The organism is Frondihabitans sp. GW821-FHT04F02, assembly GCF_059420045.1.
Genome location: NZ_JBWKSZ010000001.1, coordinates 213,741 through 234,917, shown reverse-complemented (window position 1 = coordinate 234,917; position 21,177 = coordinate 213,741). Strand labels below are relative to the sequence as shown.

Sequence of the window (21,177 nt, the reverse complement as noted above, 5' to 3'; positions counted from 1 at the left end):
ACCCGGCGCCGCCGACACCGCCTGCGATGATGGTGCCGTGACTCGCATCATCAGCGGCTTCGCCGGCTCCACCGCCCTCCGCGTCCCGAAGACCGGCACCCGGCCCACCAGCGACCGCGTCCGCGAGGCGCTGTTCTCGGCGCTCGAGGCGCGCGACGAGGTCCGCGGCCTCCGCGTGCTCGACCTCTATGCGGGCACGGGGGCCCTCGGCCTCGAGGCCGCCTCCCGCGGCGCCGCGACGGTCACCCTCGTCGAGAAGGGCCCGCAGGCCGCCCGCCTCTGCCGCGCCAACGGCACGCTCGTGGCCGGCCGCGCGCCCCGCGGGTCGGCTCCCTCGATCGACGTCGCGACCCAGACTGTGCGCGCCTACCTGCAGCACGCCCCGCAGAAGGCGTTCGACCTGGTACTCATCGACCCGCCCTACGAGCTCGGCGACGACGACCTCCGCCTCGACCTCGTGGCCCTCGTGCCGGCCCTCGAGGCCGACGCGCTCGTCGTCGTCGAGCGCCGCGCCCGCAGCGGCGAGCCGATCTGGCCGGACGGCCTCGCCCTCGAGACCAAGAAGTCGTACGGCGACACCGTGCTCTGGTGGGCTCGCGCCTAGCGGCCTCCCCAGAGCATCGGGCGCAGGAACTCAGCCCACCCCGCCCGACCACCGCGCGTACGGGTCCCACCCCGTCGCATCCGCGAGGGGCGCTCCGTCGAGGAGCACGACGGGCTCCCCCGCGCGCACGACGCCCACCGGGCGGAAGCCGCCGGGCAGGACGGCGTCGGCGGGGAACGTCGCCAGGAGCGAGTGGTCCTCTCCCCCGCGGAGGGCCGCGAGCGGGTCGGGCCCGAGCGCCGACCCGACGAGGTCGAGCGTGACGCCGGAGGCCCGGGCGACGCGGCCCGCGTCGAGGGCGAGTCCGTCAGAGAGATCGAGCATGGCGGTGGCCCCGGCGACGGCGGCCAGCACACCGTCGGCGACCGGCGGCGTCGGCGCGAGGTGCCACGCGACACGGGGGTCGCTCAGGCGGAGAGCGTCGGCGGCTCGGCGATCGGGAGTTCCTGCGCCGTCGACCGCCTCGGCGAAGAGCCGCTCGAGGCCCGACCCCGAGTCGCCGAGAACCCCCGACACGGCTACGACGTCGCCCGGACGAGCGCCGTCGCGCCGCACCGGAGCACGCCCGTCGAGGTCGCCGAACGCGGTGACGGCGATGGTCATCGTGCGCGAGACCGACATGTCGCCGCCGACCACGCCGCAGCCCGGCGCCATCACCGCGCAGCCGTCGGCGAGGCCGTCGGCGAACCGCTCGAGGAAGGCCGCCTCGGTATCGCCCGGCACCGCCAGCGCGACGACCAGCGCCGTCGGAGCCGCCCCCATCGCGGCCACGTCGGTGAAGTTGGAGGCGGCGGCCTTCCAGCCCAGGTCGTAGGGCGTCGACCAGGCGAGCCGGAAGTCGGGGCCGTGCACCATCAGGTCGGTCGTGACCACGAAGCGCCCGTCGGCCGCGGCCACCACCGCCGCGTCGTCGCCGGGCCCGAGCAGCGTGCGGTCGCCCTTCGGCAGGCGCGGCAGGATGCGGCCGAGGGTGGCGACCTCGCCGAGGCTCTCGACGGTCTCGGGCGCGCTGGTCGCGGCACTCTCACTCATGCACTCACGGTAGCGTGGACGTCGATGCCTCCTCGTCGCCGCCGCCGCGCGGCCCTCGCCCTCGCCGCCGCCCTGGCCGCCGTGCCCGTGCTCGCCGGGTGTGCCGCCGTGCAGGTCACGAGCGTGCATCTGCAGCCCGCGGCGCGGGCCGACACCGTCGCGTGCGCCGACGTCGTCGTGCACCTGCCGACCTCGGTGGAGTCCGAGACCGTCCGCGAGACGAACGCGCAGGGCACGAGCGCGTGGGGCTCACCGACGTCGATCGTGCTGACGTGCGGCATCACGACGCCCGAGGTGTCAGACCTCTCGTGCTACACGATCGAGGGCGTCGACTGGCTCGCCGACATCGGCACCTCGAAGGCCACCTTCACCACGTACGGCCGCAGCCCCGGCGTGCAGGTCGTCGTCGACACGAAGGCCGTCGAGGCCCCGACGAACGTCCTGCACGACGTGTCGAGCGCCGTCGGCACGCTGCCGCAGAACCGGGCGTGCCAGTCGCCGTCCGACGCGACCCCCGCCCCGTAGCCCGCCTAGGCGGGCAGGCGCAGGCGGGCAGGCGCAGACGGGCAGGCGCAGACGGGCAGGCGCAGACGGGCGGGCACAGGCGGGCCGGCGCAGGAACTCGCCCTAGCGGATCGTCTCGAGGCCGAGCGCGATCAGCTCGTCGAGCAGCGCCGGGTAGCTGAGGCCGGAGGCCAGCCAGCACGCCGGGAACATCGAGATCGGGGTGAAGCCCGGCATCGTGTTCAGCTCGTTGACGATGAACCCCTCGTCGGTGAGGAACACGTCGACGCGGGCGAGGCCGGCCCCGCCGATGGCGTCGAAGGCGCGGGCGGCGAGTTCGGAGAACTGCTCGAACTCGGCGCCCGACAGAGCGGCCGGGCAGACCAGGTCGGCCCCGGGGGCGCCGAGGTACTTCGACTCGAAGTCGTAGAACTTGTCGTCAGCGAGCACGATCTCGCCCGCGACGGATGTGCGGGGCGCTCCGCCGCCGCGGCCGCCGAGCACGGCCATCTCGAGCTCGCGGCCGACGACGGCCGCCTCGACGAGCACCTTCGAGTCTTCGGCCAACGCGATCTCCATGGCGGTGGCGAGCGAGGCGAGCGAGGTCGCCTTCGAGACGCCGACGCTGGAGCCGGCGCGGGCCGGCTTGACGAAGACGGGCCAGCCGAGCTCTTCGACGTGCTCCTCGACGACGGCGCGACGGTCGGCCCAGTCGCGGGCGGGGACCGTGATCCACGGCGCGACGTCGATGCCGGCGGCCTGGAGCACCGTCTTGGCGAAGTGCTTGTCCATGCCGACGGCCGAGGCGAGGATGCCCGCGCCGACGTACGGCAGGCCGAGCAGCTCGAGCATGCCCTGGACGGAGCCGTCCTCGCCGAAGGGACCGTGCAGGATGGGGAACACGACGTCGACCTCGCCCAGCGACCGCTCGACCCCGTCTTCGACGACGGTCATCTCGCGCGTCGCGGACGACTCGGGCCAGCGCACCTGCGTGCCGTTGGCCTCGACGGAGGGAAGCTTCTCGGCGTCGAGGGCGAAGTGCGCCGCGTCGTCGGGTTGGAGCGTGAAGGCGCCGTCACGGGTGATGCCCACCGGGATCACGTCGTAGCGGTCGCGGTCGAGCGCCGCGAGCACTCCGCCCGCTGTGGCGCAGCTGATCGAGTGCTCGCTGGAGCGGCCGCCGAACAGGAGGACCACGCGAAGACGGGAGGCAGGAGTGGTGTCGGTCACGGGGCGCCTTTCGACGATGCGGTGCGAGCCCTACTCGCCCTGCGGCTCGTCGGTCTCGGTGAGGTGCGGCGCGATGTTGCGCGGGTCCAGAGTACCGGCGAGGACCTCGGCGACCTGCTGGACGATGGGCATGTCGACGCCGCGCGACCGGGCCAGCTCGAGGATGGGGGCGACCGACGCGAGGCCCTCGGCCGTCTGGTTCATCTGGCGGATCACGTCGTCGTACCGGTAGCCCTGGCCGAGCAGGCGCCCCGCCGTGTTGTTGCGCGAGAGCGGGGACTGGCAGGTGGCGATCAAGTCGCCGAGGCCCGCGAGACCGGCGAGCGTCTCCGGCTTGGCGCCGAACGAGACGGCGAAGCTGGTCATCTCGGCGAGGCCGCGCGTGATGATCGACGCCTTCGTGTTCTCGCCGTAGCCGACTCCGTCGACGATCCCGATCGCGACGGCGATGAGGTTCTTCAGGACGCCGCCGAACTCCGTGCCGATCACGTCGGTGTTGACGAACGAGCGGAAGTACGGGTTCGTGGCGGTCGCGGCGACCAGCGTCGCGGTCTCGAGGCTCTGGGACGAGATGACGGCCGCGGTCGGCTGGCGCTTGGCGATCTCGAGGGCGAGGTTCGGCCCGGAGGCGACGGCGACCAGCGACGGGTCGATGCCGAGGGCCTGGATGATGACCTCGCTCATTCGCAGGCCCGTCGACTTCTCGACGCCCTTCATCAGGCTGATGACCGGCACGCCGGCGGGGATCAGGTCGCGGATCTCGGAGAGGTTCTGGCGGAGCGTCTGCGAGGGCACGGACACGTAGATCTGCTCGGCCCGGTCGAGCACCGCGGGGATGCTCGGCGACGCCGTCAGGGTGATCGGCAGGTTGATGCCGGGCAGGTAGTCGCTGTTGCGGTGGGTCTCGGTGACCTCGCGGGCGATCTCGGGCCGGCGGGCCCACATCTGCACCTCGGCGCCGCCCTCGGCGAGCACCTTCGCGAACGTCGTGCCCCAGCTGCCGGCGCCGAGCACGGCCACGCGGCGCTCCATCGACGCGGCCCGGACTATCGAGATCGACTCGGTCGTCACGAATCCCTTGTTGAGTCGGTCGAGGCCCTCCTGAGGGCCGGAGGAGCTAGGAGGTGCCACGGTCGAAACGCCCGATCTCGGATTGGTTGTGGTGCGCGGGGTCGTATCGGACAGCCGGCGGCTGCCCGCCCCGGAGCTCGGCGACGAGCGCGTCGATGCGGCTCATGACGAGCTCGGTGGCCTCGGCGACCTCGTGCTGGTCGAGGTGGCGCCCCCGGTAGGCCGAGAGGTCGACCGGGTCGCCGATGACGAAGGTGAACCGCTTGCGCGGAAAGAGGCGGAGCTTGTTCGACGGCGGCAGGAGCTCCTGCACGCCCCAGCTGGCCATCGGGATCAGCGGCACGCCGGCGTCGATCGCCATGCGGACGGCGCCGCCCTTGCCCCGCATCGGCCAGAGGTCGGGCTGACGCGTGAGCGAGCCCTCGGGGTAGACGACCACGCAGGCTCCCGTGGCGAGCGAGGCGACGCCGGCCGCGACGGGGTCGGACCCCCGGGTGCGCCCGGAGCGATCCACCGGCACCATCTTCGTCTGGCGCAGGATCCACCCGAGCACGGGCACCCGGAAGAGCGACTCCTTCGCGAGGAACCGCGTGATCCGCCCCCGCCGCCACAGGGCGAACGCCACGGCGAGCGGGTCGAAGTTGCTGTAGTGGTTGGGCGTGAGCACGAAAGCGCCGTCGGCCGGGAGCTTCTCGGGGTTCTTCAGCCGGTAGCTCGCGAGGGCCAGCAGCGGCACGTAGGCGATGCGTCCTGCCACGGCGAAGACGGCATTGGGTTCGCGCCTGCGCTTCTGCGGGGGCAGGGGCGCGTCGGGGTTCATTGCGACGATGGTCGTCTACCCCGCGAAGTCGAAGTCCGCACCGAGCTTCCGCAGCTTCGCCACGAAGTGCTCGTAGCCGCGCGCGATGATGCCGACGTTCGTGATCTTCGACTCGCCCTCCGCGGTCAGCGCCGCGATCAGGTGGCTGAAGCCGCCGCGCAGGTCGGGCACGCGGATGTCGGCACCGTGGAGCGGAGTCGGGCCGGTGATGACGGCGGCCTGCTCGAAGTCGCGACGGGCGACGCGGCGGTCGGCGTGCTTGAGGCCGTCCTTGTGAACGACGATCTGCGCACCCATGTCGTTGAGCGCCTCGGTGAACTGGAAGCGGTTCTCGTAGACGGTCTCGTGGACGACGGAGACGCCGTGAGCCTGAGTGAGGGCCACGACGAGCGGCTGCTGCCAGTCCGTCATGAACCCGGGGTGCACGTCGGTCTCGATGACGACGGGCTTGAGCTCGCCGCCCGGGTGGTAGAAGCGGATGCCGTCCTCGTGGACGTCGAACTCGCCGCCGACCTTGCGGAAGACATTGAGGAAGGTCATGAGGTCTTGCTGCTTGGCGCCCTCGACGAAGATGTCGCCCTTGGTGGCCAGAGCCGCGGCGGCCCAGGAGGCGGCCTCGTTGCGGTCGTTGATTGCACGGTGGGTGTAGCCGCGGAGCGACTTCTGGCCCTCGATGAAGATGACGCGGTTCGGCTCGACGTTCACGATCGCGCCCATCTTCTGCAGGATCGCGATGAGGTCCATGATCTCGGGCTCGATGGCGGCGTTGCGCAGCTCCGTCACGCCCTCGGCGAGGACCGCCGTCAGCAGCACCTGCTCCGTCGCGCCGACGCTCGGGTACGGGAGCTCGATGTTGGCGCCCTTGAGGCCGTTCGGGGCAGTCAGATGGATGCCGTTGTACGACTTGTCGACGACGGCGCCGAACGCGCGGAGGGCGTCCATGTGGAAGTCGATCGGTCGGTCGCCGATGCGGCAGCCGCCGAGGTCGGGGATGAACGCCTCGCCCAGCCGGTGCAGGAGCGGGCCGCAGAACAGGATCGGGATGCGCGAGGAGCCCGCGTGCGCGTCGATCTCGGCGAAGTGCGCGCCCTCGACGTTCGACGGGTCGAGGATCATCTCGCCGCGAGCCGGGTCGGTGATGCGGACGCCGTGGATCGAGAGGAGCCCGCGGACGACGTTGACGTCGCTGATGTCGGGCACGTCCTTCAGGATCGAGGGCGTGTCGCCGAGGAGCGAGGCGACCATGGCCTTCGTCGCCAGGTTCTTGGCGCCGCGGACCTCGATGCGTCCGATCAGCGGCTTGCCGCCGCGGATGACGATCTCGTCGGACTTCAGGCCCACGCGGGCGCCTGCTGCTGCTGCATCCTGAACAAGGGAGTTCACTACTTCACCGGCAATGTCTTGGGCCGCCAGGTGGCGCGGCGTGATTCGAATTCTGTGATTGCCGCCTCGTCGCGGAGAGTCAGGGCGATGTCGTCCAGCCCCTCGAGGAGACGCCACTTAGTGTAAGCATCGACCTCGAACGAAACCGTGTAGCCCGCGATCGTGGCGGTTTGCTCGGCCAGGTCGACCGTGATCTCGGGGACCGGCTCGCCGGCCTCCACGGCCGCGTCGATGATGGCCCAGATCTTCTCGATCTCGGGCTCGGCCACGACGGCGGCGAGCAGGCCCTGCTTGCCCGAGTTGCCGCGGAAGATGTCGGCGAAGCGCGGGCTGAGGACGACCTCGAAGCCGAAGTCGCGAAGCGCCCAGACGGCGTGCTCGCGGCTCGATCCGGTGCCGAAGTCGGGCCCGGCGACGAGCACCTTTGCGCCCTGGAACTCGGGGCGGTTGATCACGAACTCGGGGTCCTGGCGCCACGAGTAGAACAGGGCGTCCTCGAAGCCGGTCTTGGTGACGCGCTTGAGGAAGACGGCCGGGATGATCTGGTCGGTGTCGACGTTCGATCGCTTGAGGGGCGCGGGCGTGCCCGTGACCACGGTGGTCTTGTGCATTACAGGGCCCCTTCCAGCTCGGAGGCGTTGGCGGTCGTCGAGTCGGCCGCGAGGTCCCACGGGCTCGAGAGCGTGCCGCGGATGGCCGTGGCGGCGGCGACGAGCGGCGACACGAGGTGCGTGCGCCCGCCCTTGCCCTGGCGACCCTCGAAGTTGCGGTTCGACGTGGAGGCGCAGCGCTCGCCCGGTGCGAGCTGGTCGGGGTTCATGCCGAGGCACATCGAGCAGCCGGCGAAGCGCCACTCGGCGCCGAAGTCGGTGAACACCTTGTCGAGGCCCTCGGCCTCGGCTTCGATGCGGACGCGCGCCGAGCCCGGGACGACCATGACCCGGACGCCCTCGGCCTTCTTCTGGCCCCGGACGATCGACGCGAAGGCCCGCAGGTCTTCGATGCGGCTGTTGGTGCAGGAGCCCATGAAGACCGCGTCGACGGCGATCTCCTTCATCGGAGTGCCGGCGGCGAGGTCCATGTACTCGAGGGCGCGCGACGCGGCGGCCTTCTCGTTCGGGTCGCTGATGGCGGCAGGATCGGGGACGGACTCCGAGAGCGACACGCCCTGGCCCGGGTTGGTGCCCCACGTCACGAACGGCTCGAGCTCGCCCGCGTCGAGGAAGACCTCGGCGTCGAACACGGCGTCGTCGTCGGTGGGCAGAGTGTTCCAGTAGGCGACCGCGTCGCGCCAGTCGTCGCCCTCCGGGGCGTGCGGACGGCCCTGCAGGTAGTCGTAGGTGATCTGGTCGGGCGCGACCATGCCGGCGCGGGCGCCGGCCTCGATCGACATGTTGCAGATGGTCATGCGCCCCTCCATCGAGAGGGAGCGGATGGCGCTGCCGCGGTACTCGAGCACGTAGCCCTGGCCGCCGCCGGTGCCGATCTTGGCGATGACGGCCAGGATGATGTCTTTCGCCGTGACGCCGGGGCGCAGCTCGCCCTCGACCGTGATGGCCATCGTCTTGAACGGCTTGAGCGGCAGCGTCTGCGTGGCGAGGACGTGCTCGACCTCGCTGGTGCCGATGCCGAACGCCATGGCGCCGAAGGCGCCGTGCGTCGACGTGTGCGAGTCGCCGCAGACGACCGTGACACCCGGCATGGTGAGGCCGAGCTGCGGGCCGACGACGTGCACGATGCCCTGCTCGGCGTCGCCCAGCGAGTGCAGGCGGACGCCGAACTCGGCGGCGTTGCTGCGCAGCGTGTCGATCTGGGTGCGGCTCGTCAGGTCGGCGATGGGACGGTCGATGGCGAGCGTCGGCGTGTTGTGGTCTTCGGTCGCGATCGTGAGGTCGAGGCGGCGGACCGGGCGGTCGGCTTGGCGGAGGCCGTCGAACGCCTGGGGGCTCGTGACCTCGTGCACAAGGTGGAGGTCGATGTAGAGAAGGTCGGGAGCGCCGTCGGCGCCTTTGACGACGACGTGGTCGTCCCACACTTTTTCTGCGAGCGTTCTACCCAAGGGTGTGCCCTCCATCGGTTGGCTTCGGATCGGACGAGTCTAGCCGTGTTACGGCTGTGTTTCCGCGGAGGCCAACGCGCCCCCGCGCCGCGTTCTTCCCGGACGGATAGAGTGCGGCTGACGAGGGGGCCGAGCGAAGGCGGTGCTGGGATGACGGGCTGGACCCCGGCGCGCCCCGAGCGCCCCGCCCCCGCCGCACCGCACGGCGCCGCGCTCGGCACGCCGACGGCGATCGCGGGCCTGCCGGTCGCGCCCGTCGGCGAGCGGCGAGTTCCTGCGCCCGTCGCCTCCCGACGCCGTCGACGGCGGCTGCCGCTCTCGCCCGCCACGAGGGTGATCGCCGGCTTCGCACTGCTGGCCCTCGTGATCGGGGCGGTCACGGGCGTGGGCACCGCCCTCACTCCGTCGTACGGCGATCTCGCTCCGTGGCGTGACGCGGCGATCGCCGACGTGCGCCAGAGCCCCGAGCCCACCGGCTGGACGACGAACCTGTCGCGCGCGATGCTGCCCGGCGTGCCGTCGCGGTGTGCGGAGTTCCGGGCCTCGTCGGCCACCGACCCGCTCGTGATGATCACGGCCGACTCGCCCTCCCTCGGATCGACGGCGAACTGCTCGGTGTCGACGATCCAGCAGGTCGACGCCACCGTCGCCCTCTTCGACCCCGTGACCGGCGACGTGCGATGGCGTCACGACCTGAGCCGCGAGTTCCCGGCGACGACCGGGACGTTCACGGTGCAGCAGACGTGGATTCGCGCCGACGTGGGGCGCGTGCTCGTGGCGTTCACGACCGACGGCCGGTTCACTCTCGCGGTGCTCTCGCTCGGCGACGGGACGCTGCTGAGCAGCATCCAGGTGCCGCGCGGCGACATCGGCTCGGGCCCGCTGGTCGAGGGCAGCCTGGTCGCCTACAGCGTCAGCACGTCGCGCGAGGGCTCGAGCCTGTGGACCCTCACGGACATCCGCACCCTCGGCGACCCGGTCTGGACCGATCTCCTGCCCGACTCGACCCCGGTCGTGCTGCTGCGGAGCGGCCTCTTCACCGAGGTCGACGGCCGGTCGGTCCGCATCGACGGCGCCACCGGCGAGGCGAACCAGGTCGGCGACGGCACCGTGGGCTTCGGCTCGGTCGAGGAGGACGGCGTCGACCTGTTCACGAGCGACACGCTGGCGAGCGGCGTCGCGATCACGGCGTGGAGCCCGGAGGGCAGGCGCCTGTGGACGCGCGGCGGCCTCGGCGACTTCGCGGGGCTCAGCCGCAGCTGCCTGCTGACCTCCCTGCCCGGAACCACGTCGCTGCGGTGCGTCGATCGAGCGACCGGCGCGAGCCGCTGGACTCGCGACCTGGCCTCGCAGGGCTCGCCCACCGGCATGATCGGCCAGACGACCGACGACGTCGCGGTCTTCCGGAGCTTCGGCAACCACTCCGAGCTCGTGATGCTCGCCGGCGGCAGCGGCAGGCCGAAGTTCTCGGTCGACCTCCTGCCGACGACGACGATCGCCGCCGTCTCGCGCACGACCGGCTACCTGGTGTCGTCGAGCCTCAGCGGCACGCCGATCGGCCTGATCGCGTTCGATACCGAGTCGGGGCGGATCCTGTGGCAGCGGAACGTGCTCGACGACGGCGACACCGAGATGTGGGGCGGGCGGCTGGTCGAGCTCTCCAGCGACGGCATCGTGAGAGAGCTGACGAATCCTCCGGGCACGGTGCTCGGAACGTAGGCGCGAAGACTAGGCTCCGGGGCGGTCGGTGATTCCGGCCGCAACACGATCGCGCAGCGTCGCGCGAGGAAGCGTCGTCATGTCGCAGATCGACCACCGCCCCTGGACTCCGCCGCGTCCTCCGGGGCCCGCCTCGCCGTGGACCCCGCCCCTCCCGACCGCGCAGCCGAGCACCGGGGCGCAGGAACTGCCCGCACCCGGCCTCGCCACCCCGCCGTCGGCGCCCCCTCGCCGCCCGGGTCGTCGAGCACCGCGCCGCGGGCGGATCGCCGGTCTGTGGTTCCGCACCTCGCTGCCGCGGCGGATCCTGCTCTCCTATGTCGCTCTGGCCGCCGTCATCGCCGCGGTCGTCGGCGTGGGCGTCGTGGTCCAGCCGTCGTACGGCACCCTCTCGCCGTGGTCGGGCGTGCGCGTCGACGACGTCCGCGCCTCGCCGACCCCGCGCGCCTGGGCCGTCGACCTCGCCTCGACGCTCGCTCCCGGTGCGCCCGCCGAGTGCCTCCGGTTCACGGCCGTCGACGTCGGCCAGGACCTCGCCGCGGTGCGCGCCGACTCGGCGTGGAACTCCGGCTTCTCAGACGACGCCTCGTGCTCCATCGTCCCCTCGGGCTACAAGTCGCGCGTGGCGCTCCTCGACACGGCGACCGGCGCGGTCCGGTGGGTGCACGACACCGCCAACGACGTGGATGCGCGGTCGGGCGTGGCCATCTCGTGGGTCTCGACGACGGGCTCCGGCACGCGCCTCCTGGTGCGCTCGGGCACGGAGACCTCCTCCGTCGTCGAGACGCTGTCGACGACCACGGGCCAGGTGCTCGGCTCGACCGGCACGCAGTCGTGGAGCGGCGACGACCGGTTCACGGCGAACGGCGATGTCGTGGCCATGGGCCGCCGCACGGGCGACGGCCTCGAGTACATCTACGAGCTCCGTGATTCGCGTGCGCTGTCGAGGGTGGTGTGGCAGGGCACCGCGAACGAGACGGCGACCCTGATCGCCCTCGACGACCGGCTGCTGCTGGGCGACCGGGGGACACTTCAGATCCCGCTGGCCACCGGCACGCCCCGTCCGTGGAGCGGACCGGTGAACACGGCGCTCGGCTACGCGCTGCGGGGCGACGTGGTCTTCGCCGCCCGTACCCGCGGCTCCGGCGTGACGACGAGCGCCGCGGGCGGCTTCTCGGCCGTCGACAAGACCGGCAGGGTGCTCTGGTCGTCCGACCTCGACCTGCGCGGCAGCTTCTCGGTCGGCCGCGACTGCCTCGTCGTCACCAACCTGCGCGGCGATCGGCTGACCTGCCTCGACTACCGCACGGGCGCGGTCCGCTGGAGTCGCGACACCGAGTCGTACAGCTACGCCGGCAGCGCCGTCGGCCAGCGGACGGACGACGTCTACACGGTGTCGACGAACGACGACCCCCAGGTGGTCGCGCTCGACGGAGGCACCGGACGCGTCCGGTTCCACGCCGACGTGCCCGCCGGGTCGTACGTGGTCGCCGCCGGCCACACGGTCGGCTACGCCCTCACCTACGGGGCCACCGGAGCGAGGACGACCGTCGTGGCGTTCGACCTGTCGAGCGGCCGGAGGCTGTGGGCGCACACCTCGCAGCTGCAGCTGGGGGTCTGGGGAGGGCACGTCATCGACGTCGGGCTCGACGGACTGGCACGTCGACTGGGGTAGCGGACGGCCCCGGTCGTGCCCCGCGCCTCGCGTAGGGTGAACCGGGTGCTCGCAACGATTACGTACACCGGCCCCGATGCCACCGATCTCGGCTTCCTCCTCCACAAGCACCCCGGCCGCCTGCAGTCGTTCGATCTCGCAGTCGGCCGCGCCCATGTGTTCTACCCGGAGCAGACTGACGAGACCTGCACTGCGGCGCTGATGCTCGAGGTCGACGCGATCGACCTGGTCCGCAGCAAGCGCTTCTCAGGAGGCGACTCCTCCGAGCTCGGCCACTACGTCAACGACCGCCCCTACGCGTCGTCGTCGATGCTCGCCGTCGCGCTCGCTCAGGTGTTCCGCACGGCGATGACCGGCCGCTGCGACGCGCGCCCTGAGCTCGCGGCGAGCCCCCTCCCCCTGACCATCACCCTGGCGGCCGTGCCGTCGCGCGGCGAGCCGGGTCTGGCGAGCCGCCTGTTCGAGCCGCTCGGCTGGACCGTCGTCGACGCCGCGGTTCCGCTCGACCCGGAGTTCCCGGAGTGGGGCGACTCCCGGTACTCCGACCTGACGCTGACGGGCACCCTCCGTCTCGCCGACGCGCTGCACCAGCTCTACGTGATGCTCCCGGTTCTCGACGACTCGAAGCACTACTGGGTGGGCGACGACGAGATCGGCAAGCTGCTCCGCGCGGGCGAGGGCTGGCTGCCGGCGCACCCCGAGCGGGAGCTCATCACCCGGCGGTACCTGGCGCACCAGCGCGGCCTGGTCCGCGACGCGACGGCGCAGCTGGAGGTCCTCGACGGATCGCCGGTGCGCGAGGGGCTCGACGACGCCGAGATCGCGACGCCGCTGCGCGTGCACCGCGCCGAGGCCGTCCTGACCGCGCTCCGAGACGTGGGCGCCCACCGGGTGGCCGACGTGGGCTGCGGTCCGGGCGCGCTGCTCACGCACCTGCTCGCCGACTCCGCGTTCACCGACATCATCGGCACCGACGTCTCGCACCGCGCTCTCGATGTCGCCGAGCGCCGCCTGCACATCCGCGACCTGAGCGACCGGCAGCGCGACCGCATCCGGCTGCTCCAGTCGTCGGTCACGTACCAGGACGACCGGCTGGCGCATCTCGATGCGATCGTCCTGATGGAGGTCGTCGAGCACATCGAGCTGGAGCGCCTCGACGCGCTCGAGTCGTCGATCTTCGGCAGCGCGGCTCCGGGCGCGGTGATCGTGACCACGCCGAACTCCGACTACAACGCCCTGTACCCGTCCTTGCCGGCCGGCCGGTTCCGGCACCCCGACCACCGCTTCGAGTGGTCGCGCGCCGAGTTCGCCGCCTGGGCCGACCGCGTCGCGGTCTCCTACGGCTACACCGTGGAGTACCGGCCCGTCGGCGACGCCGACGAGACTCACGGCTCCCCCACCCAGCTCGCGCTCTTCCGGAAGGCCTGACCATGGCTGAGATCACTGTTCCCGCCATGTCGCTGGTCGTGCTCGTCGGCACGAGCGGCTCCGGCAAGTCGACCTTCGCCGCGCGCGCCTTCGAGCCGTTCGAGACGCTCTCGAGCGACGTGTTCCGCGGCCTGGTGTCGAACGACGAGAACGACCAGTCGGCCACGGCCGCCGCGTTCGAGGCGCTGCGCCACGTCGCGGGCCAGCGGCTGCGTCGCGGCCTCCTCACCGTCGTCGACGCGACGAACGTCCAGAAGGACGCCCGGGCGTCGTTCGTCGAGCTCGCCCGCTCGAACGACGTCCTGCCGGTGGCGATCGTCCTCGACGTGGCGGAGTCCGTGGCCGTCGCCCGCAACGCCGAGCGCACCGACCGCGACTTCCCCGCCTCCGTCATCCGCCGGCAGCACGACCAGCTGCGACGGTCGCTGAAGTTCCTCGGCAAGGAGGGCTTCCGGCGCGTGCACGTGCTGTCGAGCGTCGACGAGATCGACCAGGCGACCATCCGCCGCGAGCCGCTCCTGAACGACCTGCGCACCGAGCACGGCCCGTTCGACGCCATCGGCGACGTGCACGGCTGCCGCTCCGAGCTCGAGTCGCTGCTCGGCGAGCTCGGCTACGAGCTGACCCGCGACGAGCAGGGTCGCCCCGTCGACGCCGCCCACCGCGAGGGGCGGCGCGCGGTCTTCCTCGGCGACCTGGTCGACCGCGGGCCCGACGTGGTCGGAGTGCTGCGGCTGGCGATGGGCATGGTGGCCTCCGGCAACGCCCTCGCCGTCCCCGGCAACCACGAGCACAAGCTGGTGCGGGCGCTTCAGGGCAAGAACGTCCAGACCTCGCACGGGCTCGCCGAGACGCTGACGCAGCTCGCCGGCGAGACGCCCGAGTTCCGGCGCGACGTCGAGCGCTTCTGCCACGACCTCGTCTCGCACCTCGTCCTCGACGACGGAAAGCTGGTCGTCTGCCATGCGGGACTCCCCGAGGCGTACCACGGCCGGGCGTCCGGCCGAGTCCGCTCGTTCGCGCTCTACGGCGACACCACGGGCGAGACCGACGAGTTCGGCCTGCCCGTCCGCTACCCGTGGGCGAACGACTACCGCGGCGACGCCGTCGTGCTCTACGGCCACACGCCGACCCCGGTCGCCGAGTGGGTCAACAACACGCTGTGCCTCGACACCGGGTGCGTCTTCGGCGGCGCCCTGACGGCGTTGCGCTACCCCGAGCGCGAGATCGTCTCGGTGCCCGCCGAGCGCGAGTGGTACGCGCCGGTGAAGCCCCTGCAGACGCCCGAGCAGGCGGCCCTGTCGCAGGAACGCCCTCCGGGGGTGCTCTCCGTCCAGGACGTCCTCGGCCGGCACATCATCGAGACCAGGCACCACGGCCGCATCGGCGTCCGCGAGGAGAACGCCGCCGGCGCCCTCGAGGTCATGAGCCGGTTCGCCCTCGACCCGAACCACCTGCTCTACCTGCCGCCGACCATGAGCCCGCCCGCGACCTCGAAGCTCGACGACTACCTCGAGCACCCCGCCGAGGCCTTCGCCGCCTTCCGCAGAGACGGCGTCGAGAGTGTCATCGCCGAAGAGAAGCACATGGGGTCCCGCGCCGTCGTGCTGCTCACGCGCGACCCCGCGCGGTTCGGAGCGAAGCCCGGGTGGCGCGGAGTCGTGCACACCCGCACCGGGCGACCGTTCTTCGACGAGGCGACCGGTGCCGAGTTCCTGCGCAGGATCGACACGGCCGTCGACGGTGCGGGCCTGTGGGGTGAGCTCGACACCGACTGGCTCCTCTTCGACGCCGAGCTGCTGCCGTGGTCGTTCAAGGCGGGCGACCTCATCCGAGACCAGTACGCGTCGGTGGGCGCCGCGGCGACCACGGCGCTGCCCGCGGCGGTCGCCGCACTCGAGGCGGCAGCCGCCTCCGGGGTGGACGTCGGCGAGCTCGCCGAGCGCACCCGGCTCCGATCGGACGACGCCGTGAAGTACGTCGCCGCCTACCGCCGCTACGCCGCGCAGTCGTCGGGACTCGACGGCGTGCAGCTCGCGCCGTTCCAGGTGCTCGCGACCGAGGGTCGCACCCACGTCGATCGCCCGCACGAGTGGCACCTCGACCTCGCCGACCGGCTGGCCGACGCCGACCCGGTGCTCTTCCGCCGCACCCGTCGCACGATGGTCGACCTCGGCTCCGACGACTCGGTCGCCGCCGCCACCGCCTGGTGGGTCGACCTGACCGAGGCGGGCGGCGAGGGCATGGTCGTCAAGCCCGCCGAGGGCCTGCGCCGCACGAAGAACGGGCTCGTGCAGCCCGGCATCAAGGTGCGCGGGCGCGAGTACCTGCGGATCATCTACGGCCCCGACTACACGAGGCCGGAGAACCTCCGGCGTCTCAAAGACCGCGGGCTCGGCCTCAAGCGGTCGCTCGCGCTGCGCGAGTACGCCCTCGGGGTGGAGGCGCTGGATCGGGTCGTCGCGCGGGAGCCGCTGTGGCGGATCCACGAGGCCGTGTTCGCGGTGCTGGCGATGGAGTCGGAGGCGGTGGATCCGCGGCTGTGAGGGGGCCGGCGCTCGCGCCAACGCAGTGAGCTTCGCTCAATTTGTTTCCGCGCCGAGCCGTATGGCATACTCGACGAGTTGCAAATACGGCCCCATCGTATAGCGGCCTAGTACGCTGCCCTCTCACGGCGGTAACACCGGTTCGAATCCGGTTGGGGTCACGATGCAAATGCCCTCCCCCTGCGGGAGGGCATTTTTGCATCTGCGCCTGTCAGAACAGATGTGCCTGTCAGAACAGATGTGCTTGTCAGAACAGCTGAAGGGTCGCTTCGCTCCCTTTCCTTCCGGGGCTGTCGGCCGGGAGCTTGAGCCTCGTGCGCAGTAGCGTTGGGGTCATGTTGGTTACCAAGTACGAGCACGCAGCCCTTGTCGTCGAAGTGGACGGGCAGCGGCTCGTCATCGATCCGGGCGGATTCACGCGCCCGCTCACGGATGTGACCGACGTCGAGGGCATCGTCATCACCCACCAGCACCCCGACCACTGGACCCCCGGCCAGATCGAGGGCCTGCTCGAGGCCAACCCCGGCGCGCGCATCCTCGGCCCCGAAGGTGTCGCGCACGCTCTCGGCGAGGTGGGGTTCGCCGTGGAGACGGTCAGCGACGGCGACGTCGTCGAGGTCGGCCCGTTCACCCTCCGCTTCGCCGGCACGGACCACGCCGTGATCCACGAGACCCTCCCCCGCGTCGACAACACCGGCGTGCTGGTCAACGACACGCTCTTCCACCCCGGCGACTCGTACACCGTCCCCCCGTTCGACGTTCCTGTGCTCGCCGCTCCGATCGGCGCCCCGTGGCTCAAGATCGGCGAGGCGATGGACTACGCGGCCGCCGTGAAGCCGGGGCGGGCCTTCCCGATCCACGAGAAGACGCTGTCGGAGACGGGGCTGGGGATGCACGTCGACCGGATCCGCGCGGTCGTCGAGGCAGCCGGAGGCGACGTCGTCGTGCTGGCGCCCGGAGAGTCGCTCGAGCTCTAGTTCCTGCGCCCCGGGCTCGCGAGGTGGCCCCCGTCGTCGCCACGCCTCCAGCGGAGCGACGACGGGGGCCACCTCGCGCACCGCCGTGACGCGAAACGCCCCGTCGCACGAGGCGGCGGGGCGTTCCAGGGCCGAAGGCTAGGCGTCGAGGCGCGTCAGCCAGCCGTGGCGGTCTTCGCGACGGCCGTACTGGATGTCGGTCAGCTCGGCGCGGAGCGACAGCGTGAGCGAGTCGGGGCCGGCGACGGGCGACACGATCGACATGCCCTCGCCTTTCAGCTCGCCGATCGGCACGACCACCGCGGCGGTTCCGCAGGCGAACACCTCGACGATGTCGCCCGAGGCGACGCCGTCGCGCCACTCGTCGAGCGACACGCGGCGACGCTCGACCGTGTGGCCGCGGTCTTCGGCGAGCTCCAGGATCGAGTCGCGCGTGATGCCCTCGAGGATCGAGTCGGAGTCGGGGGTGACGAGGGTTCCGTCTCTGTAGACGAGCACCACGTTCATGCCGCCGAGCTCTTCGATGTAGGTCGTGTCGACGGAGTCGAGGAACAGCACCTGCGAGCAGCCGTTGGCGTACGCCTCCTCCTGCGGGAGGAGCGATGCGGCGTAGTTGCCGCCGGTCTTCGCCGCGCCGGTGCCGCCCTTGCCCGCACGGGAGAAGTTCGTCGACAGCCAGATCGACACCGGGGCGACGCCGCCGGTGAAGTAGGCGCCGGCCGGGCTCGCGATCACGTAGTAGCCGACCTTGTGCGCCGCCCGCACGCCGAGGAAGCTCTCGGTCGCGATCATGAACGGACGCAGGTAGAGGCTGGTCTCGTCGGCCGACGGGACCCACTTCTCGTCGACCTGGACGAGCTGCTTGAGCGACTCGACGAAGTCGTCGATCGCCAGCTCGGGCAGCGCGAGGCGCTTGGCGGATCGCTGCAGGCGCCGGCCGTTGGCGTCGGGCCGGAACGTCCAGACCGAGCCGTCGGCATGGCGGTAGGCCTTGATGCCCTCGAAGATCTCCTGCCCGTAGTGGAGGACGGCTGCGGAGGGGTCGAGCATCAGCGGGCCGTACGGGCTGACGGTGGCGTCGTGCCAGCCGTCGTCGGCCGTCCACTCGATGGCGACCATGTGGTCGGTGAAGTACTTGCCGAAGCCGGGGTCGGCGAGCATGGCCTCGCGCTCGGCGTCGGCGCGGGCAGCCGGCGACGGCGTCAGCTGGAAGTTCAGGGGGTAGGTGTCGTGGGTCGTGGTCATGAGCGCGCCTATCGGGAAGTGGGGACGAGTGCCACGGCGGCGGCGATCGCGTCGCCGATCTGCGCCGTGGTTCGGGAGGACCCTGCGGTGCGGCCGGCGATGTCGGCCTCGACGGCCGCCGTCACCCGGGCGGACTCTTCGGCCAGACCGAGGTGGTCGAGGAGAAGAGCCGTCGAGAGGATGGCGGCCGTGGGGTCGGCCTTCTGCTGGCCGGCGATGTCGGGAGCGGAGCCGTGCACCGGTTCGAACATGCTGGGGAAGGCGCCCTCGGGGTTGATGTTGCCCGAGGCTGCCAGGCCGATGCCGCCGCTGATTGCGCCAGCCAGATCGGTGAGGATGTCGCCGAAGAGGTTGTCCGTGACGATGACGTCGAATCTAGCAGGGTCGGCGACCAGGTGGATCGTGGCCGCGTCGACGTGCTGGTAGTCGACGGCGACGTCGGGGTACTCGGCTGCGACCGCGTCGACGGTGCGCTGCCAGAGAGAGCCCGAGAAGACGAGCACGTTGGTCTTGTGCACCAGCGTCAGGCGGTGTGCGGGGCGCTTCTGCGCGAGCTCGAAGGCGTACCGGACGACGCGCTCGACACCGTAGGCCGTGTTGACGCTGACCTCGTTGGCGATCTCGTGCGGCGTGCCGGTGCGCAGCGAGCCGCCGTTGCCGACGTACGGACCCTCCGTGCCCTCGCGGACGACGACGAAGTCGACGACGCCGGGGCTGGACAGCGGCGACGGGACGCCGGCATAGACCTTCGTCGGGCGAAGGTTCACGTAGTGGTCGAGCGCGAAGCGGAGCTTGAGCAGCAGACCCCGCTCGATGATGCCGCCGCGCAGGTCCGGGTCGCGCGGGTCGCCTCCGACGGCGCCCAGCAGGATCGCATCGTGCTGCCTGATGGCGTCGAGGTCGGCGTCGGTGAGGATGTCGCCGGTGGCCTTGAAGCGGGCGGCGCCGAGTGAGAACTCGGTGACGTCGAACGCGGTGTCGCTGCCGTCGGTGACCGCGCGAAGCACCTTGACGGCCTCGGCAACGACCTCGGGTCCGATCCCGTCGCCCGGGATGCTGGCCAGTCGGACGGTGCGGCTCATGCGTTCTCCTCGCTTCGGGGCTGCTGCGTCAAGCTTACCGAGAGGGCGGGGGCGCGAAGGAGTTCCTGCGCCCCTCGGAGGAAGGCCTACAGCGTGACGTCGATCTCCTGCAGCACGTCGGCGTCGATCGCGCGGCGCACCTTCTCGAGCAGCCCCTCGGGAGCCGGGGAGTCGATGGTCAGGACCGATAGAGCGGTGCCGCCCGCCGTGGTGCGCGCGATCTGCATTCCGGCGATGTTGATCCCGGCCTCGCCGAACTCCTTGCCGTAGACCGCGACGATGCCGGGGCGGTCGGTGTAGAGCATCACGATGTGGTGCTTCGCGAGCGGGACCTCGACGTCGTATCCGTTGATCTCGACGATCTTCTCGACCTGCTTCGTGCCGGTCAGCGTTCCCGAGACCGAGATCTGACGACCGTCGGCGAGGGCGCCGCGCAGGGTGATGATGTTGCGGTACTCCTCCGACACGGCGTCGGTGAGCAGGCGCACGGTGACTCCTCGCTGCTCAGCGAGCAGAGGCGCGTTGACGTAGCTGACCGTCTCTTGCACGGCGTCCGAGAACACGCCCTTGAGCGCCGCGAGCTTGTAGACGCTGACGTCGTACTCGGTGAGGTCGCCGTGCACCTCGACGTCGATCGACGTGAGCGGGCTGTCGGCGAGGCCGGAGAAGACCTGGCCGAGCTTCTCGACCAGCGGGATGCCGGGGCGGACGTACTCGTCGATGACACCGCCGGCGACGTTCACGGCATCGGGAACGAGCTCGCCGCCGAGCGCGAGGCGCACCGACTTCGCGACCGAGACGCCGGCCTTCTCCTGCGCCTCGTCGGTCGACGCGCCGAGGTGCGGGGTGACGACGACGTTCTCGAGGGCGAGGAGGTCGGTGTTCGCGGGCGGCTCGGAGACGAACACGTCGAGGCCGGCGCCGGCGATGGTGTCGCTGCGGAGAGCCTCGAACAGCGCCTCCTCGTCGATGAGTCCGCCGCGGGCCACGTTGACGATGAAGGCGGTCGGCTTCATCTTCGCGAGCTGAGCCGTCGAGATCATCCCCGTGGTCTCGGGCGTCTTCGGCATGTGGATGGTGATGAAGTCGCTCTGCTCGAGCAGCTCGTCGAGCGTGAGCAGGGTGACGCCGAGCTGCTGAGCGCGAGCCGGGGTGACGTAGGGGTCGAACGCGACGATGTTCATGCCGAACGCCTGGAGGCGGGCGGTGATGAGTGCGCCGATTCGGCCGAGTCCGATGATGCCGACGGTCTTCTCGAAGAGCTCGACGCCGGTGTACTTCGAGCGCTTCCACTGACCCTGCGCGAGTGCCGCGTGGGCGGCGGGGATGTGGCGGGCGAGGCTCAGGATGTGGCCGACGGTCAGCTCGGCCGCCGAGATGATGTTGGAGGTCGGGGCGTTCACGACCATGACGCCGGCGTTGGTCGCGGCCTTGATGTCGACGTTGTCGAGGCCGACGCCCGCGCGGGCGATGACCTGCAGGTGAGGAGCCGCGGCGATCGCCTCGGCGTCGACCTTCGTGGCCGAGCGCACCAGGATCGCGTTCGCATCTGCCAGGGCGGAGAGGAGGGCGGGGCGGTCGGTGCCGTCGACCGTGCGGACGTCGAAGTCGGGCCCGAGGGCGTCGACGGTCGCTGGCGAGAGTTCTTCGGCGATCAACACGATGGGCTTGGCCACGGGATTCCTAACGATGGTTCGTGCGCGGGGACTCGTCCACAGTAGCCAGGCCTTCGGCCCTTTTCGGGCGCAGGAACTGCCCTCGCGGGTCGAACCTGAGAATCCGCAGAGCATGCCCAGGCGACC

17 protein-coding genes and 1 tRNA gene are annotated in these 21,177 nt (G+C 71.4%); 8 read left to right on the top strand and 10 right to left on the bottom strand.

Going from position 1 to position 21,177, the window contains the following annotated elements; all coding sequences use genetic code 11:
• Positions 1–37: 37 nt before the first annotated feature.
• On the top strand, positions 38–604 hold the full coding sequence (locus tag AC07TY_RS01135; protein WP_123504955.1) for an RsmD family RNA methyltransferase: 567 nt from the start codon (positions 38–40) through the stop codon (positions 602–604).
• Between the two features lie 30 nt (positions 605–634).
• Here the strand turns inward: AC07TY_RS01135 and thiL are convergent, their stop codons facing one another.
• The gene (thiL, locus tag AC07TY_RS01130) at positions 635–1,636 is read right to left on the bottom strand and encodes a thiamine-phosphate kinase (RefSeq protein ID WP_488626533.1); all 1,002 of its coding nucleotides are present in this window, start codon (positions 1,634–1,636) and stop codon (positions 635–637) included.
• A gap of 24 nt (positions 1,637–1,660) precedes the next feature.
• Between thiL and AC07TY_RS01125 the strand changes: the two genes are divergently transcribed.
• Complete coding sequence (locus AC07TY_RS01125) at positions 1,661–2,161, top strand: DUF3515 family protein (RefSeq protein ID WP_123504957.1); 501 nt, start codon at positions 1,661–1,663, stop codon at positions 2,159–2,161.
• Positions 2,162–2,263: 102 nt separating this feature from the next.
• Here AC07TY_RS01125 and AC07TY_RS01120 read toward each other — a convergent pair whose 3' ends face one another.
• The 6 genes from AC07TY_RS01120 to leuC all read right to left on the bottom strand — a co-directional run bounded on the left by AC07TY_RS01120 (position 2,264) and on the right by leuC (position 8,718).
• Positions 2,264–3,370 carry a D-alanine--D-alanine ligase family protein gene (locus AC07TY_RS01120; RefSeq protein WP_123504958.1) on the bottom strand — a complete coding sequence of 369 codons (1,107 nt, stop codon included), beginning with the start codon at positions 3,368–3,370 and terminating at the stop codon, positions 2,264–2,266.
• 30 nt (positions 3,371–3,400) lie between these two features.
• Positions 3,401–4,402 carry an NAD(P)H-dependent glycerol-3-phosphate dehydrogenase gene (locus AC07TY_RS01115; protein ID WP_494784543.1) on the bottom strand — a complete coding sequence of 334 codons (1,002 nt, stop codon included), beginning with the start codon at positions 4,400–4,402 and terminating at the stop codon, positions 3,401–3,403.
• Positions 4,403–4,487: 85 nt separating this feature from the next.
• Positions 4,488–5,261, bottom strand: a complete 774-nt coding sequence (locus tag AC07TY_RS01110; RefSeq protein WP_488626536.1) for a lysophospholipid acyltransferase family protein — start codon at positions 5,259–5,261, stop codon at positions 4,488–4,490.
• Between the two features lie 15 nt (positions 5,262–5,276).
• Complete coding sequence (murA, locus tag AC07TY_RS01105; RefSeq protein WP_123504959.1) at positions 5,277–6,644, bottom strand: UDP-N-acetylglucosamine 1-carboxyvinyltransferase; 1,368 nt, start codon at positions 6,642–6,644, stop codon at positions 5,277–5,279.
• Positions 6,644–7,255: a 3-isopropylmalate dehydratase small subunit gene (leuD, locus tag AC07TY_RS01100; RefSeq protein ID WP_123504960.1), complete on the bottom strand. Its 612-nt coding sequence runs from the start codon at positions 7,253–7,255 to the stop codon at positions 6,644–6,646. Before leuD ends, murA begins: the two co-directional genes overlap by 1 nt.
• The gene (gene leuC, locus AC07TY_RS01095) at positions 7,255–8,718 is read right to left on the bottom strand and encodes a 3-isopropylmalate dehydratase large subunit (RefSeq protein WP_488626537.1); all 1,464 of its coding nucleotides are present in this window, start codon (positions 8,716–8,718) and stop codon (positions 7,255–7,257) included. Before leuC ends, leuD begins: the two co-directional genes overlap by 1 nt.
• Positions 8,719–8,853: 135 nt before the next feature.
• Between leuC and AC07TY_RS01090 the strand changes: the two genes are divergently transcribed.
• The 6 genes from AC07TY_RS01090 to AC07TY_RS01065 all read left to right on the top strand — a co-directional run bounded on the left by AC07TY_RS01090 (position 8,854) and on the right by AC07TY_RS01065 (position 17,048).
• Complete coding sequence (locus AC07TY_RS01090; RefSeq protein ID WP_494784089.1) at positions 8,854–10,422, top strand: outer membrane protein assembly factor BamB family protein; 1,569 nt, start codon at positions 8,854–8,856, stop codon at positions 10,420–10,422.
• A gap of 79 nt (positions 10,423–10,501) precedes the next feature.
• Complete coding sequence (locus AC07TY_RS01085) at positions 10,502–12,097, top strand: outer membrane protein assembly factor BamB family protein (RefSeq protein WP_494784088.1); 1,596 nt, start codon at positions 10,502–10,504, stop codon at positions 12,095–12,097.
• Positions 12,098–12,142: 45 nt separating this feature from the next.
• On the top strand, positions 12,143–13,525 hold the full coding sequence (locus tag AC07TY_RS01080) for a 3' terminal RNA ribose 2'-O-methyltransferase Hen1 (RefSeq protein WP_494784087.1): 1,383 nt from the start codon (positions 12,143–12,145) through the stop codon (positions 13,523–13,525).
• Positions 13,526–13,527: 2 nt separating this feature from the next.
• The gene (locus AC07TY_RS01075; protein WP_494784086.1) at positions 13,528–16,071 is read left to right on the top strand and encodes a polynucleotide kinase-phosphatase; all 2,544 of its coding nucleotides are present in this window, start codon (positions 13,528–13,530) and stop codon (positions 16,069–16,071) included.
• An 88-nt stretch (positions 16,072–16,159) separates the two neighbouring features.
• Positions 16,160–16,232 (top strand) — tRNA-Glu (locus AC07TY_RS01070).
• Positions 16,233–16,406: 174 nt separating this feature from the next.
• The gene (locus AC07TY_RS01065; protein WP_123504965.1) at positions 16,407–17,048 is read left to right on the top strand and encodes an MBL fold metallo-hydrolase; all 642 of its coding nucleotides are present in this window, start codon (positions 16,407–16,409) and stop codon (positions 17,046–17,048) included.
• A 138-nt stretch (positions 17,049–17,186) separates the two neighbouring features.
• Here the strand turns inward: AC07TY_RS01065 and AC07TY_RS01060 are convergent, their stop codons facing one another.
• From AC07TY_RS01060 to serA, 3 genes are all read right to left on the bottom strand, one after another.
• Positions 17,187–18,293: a branched-chain amino acid aminotransferase gene (locus AC07TY_RS01060; RefSeq protein ID WP_494784085.1), complete on the bottom strand. Its 1,107-nt coding sequence runs from the start codon at positions 18,291–18,293 to the stop codon at positions 17,187–17,189.
• A gap of 8 nt (positions 18,294–18,301) precedes the next feature.
• The gene (locus tag AC07TY_RS01055; protein WP_494784084.1) at positions 18,302–19,375 is read right to left on the bottom strand and encodes a 3-isopropylmalate dehydrogenase; all 1,074 of its coding nucleotides are present in this window, start codon (positions 19,373–19,375) and stop codon (positions 18,302–18,304) included.
• 86 nt (positions 19,376–19,461) lie between these two features.
• Positions 19,462–21,051 (bottom strand): phosphoglycerate dehydrogenase, encoded by a 1,590-nt coding sequence (gene serA / locus AC07TY_RS01050; RefSeq protein ID WP_488626545.1) that lies wholly within the window; start codon positions 21,049–21,051, stop codon positions 19,462–19,464.
• Positions 21,052–21,177: the final 126 nt, after the last annotated feature.

Excerpts from the sequence above, each read along its gene's own strand:
- thiL (WP_488626533.1), bottom strand. The coding sequence starts at position 1,636 with ATGAGTGAGAGTGCCGCGACCAGCGCGCCCGAGACCGTCGAGAGCCTC.
- AC07TY_RS01125 (WP_123504957.1), top strand. The coding sequence starts at position 1,661 with ATGCCTCCTCGTCGCCGCCGCCGCGCGGCCCTCGCCCTCGCCGCCGCC.
- AC07TY_RS01115 (WP_494784543.1), bottom strand. The coding sequence starts at position 4,402 with ATGGAGCGCCGCGTGGCCGTGCTCGGCGCCGGCAGCTGGGGCACGACG.
- AC07TY_RS01110 (WP_488626536.1), bottom strand. The coding sequence starts at position 5,261 with ATGAACCCCGACGCGCCCCTGCCCCCGCAGAAGCGCAGGCGCGAACCC.
- leuD (WP_123504960.1), bottom strand. The coding sequence starts at position 7,255 with ATGCACAAGACCACCGTGGTCACGGGCACGCCCGCGCCCCTCAAGCGA.
- leuC (WP_488626537.1), bottom strand. The coding sequence starts at position 8,718 with ATGGAGGGCACACCCTTGGGTAGAACGCTCGCAGAAAAAGTGTGGGAC.
- AC07TY_RS01090 (WP_494784089.1), top strand. The coding sequence starts at position 8,854 with ATGACGGGCTGGACCCCGGCGCGCCCCGAGCGCCCCGCCCCCGCCGCA.
- AC07TY_RS01085 (WP_494784088.1), top strand. The coding sequence starts at position 10,502 with ATGTCGCAGATCGACCACCGCCCCTGGACTCCGCCGCGTCCTCCGGGG.
- AC07TY_RS01075 (WP_494784086.1), top strand. The coding sequence starts at position 13,528 with ATGGCTGAGATCACTGTTCCCGCCATGTCGCTGGTCGTGCTCGTCGGC.
- AC07TY_RS01065 (WP_123504965.1), top strand. The coding sequence starts at position 16,407 with ATGTTGGTTACCAAGTACGAGCACGCAGCCCTTGTCGTCGAAGTGGAC.
- AC07TY_RS01060 (WP_494784085.1), bottom strand. The coding sequence starts at position 18,293 with ATGACCACGACCCACGACACCTACCCCCTGAACTTCCAGCTGACGCCG.
- AC07TY_RS01055 (WP_494784084.1), bottom strand. The coding sequence starts at position 19,375 with ATGAGCCGCACCGTCCGACTGGCCAGCATCCCGGGCGACGGGATCGGA.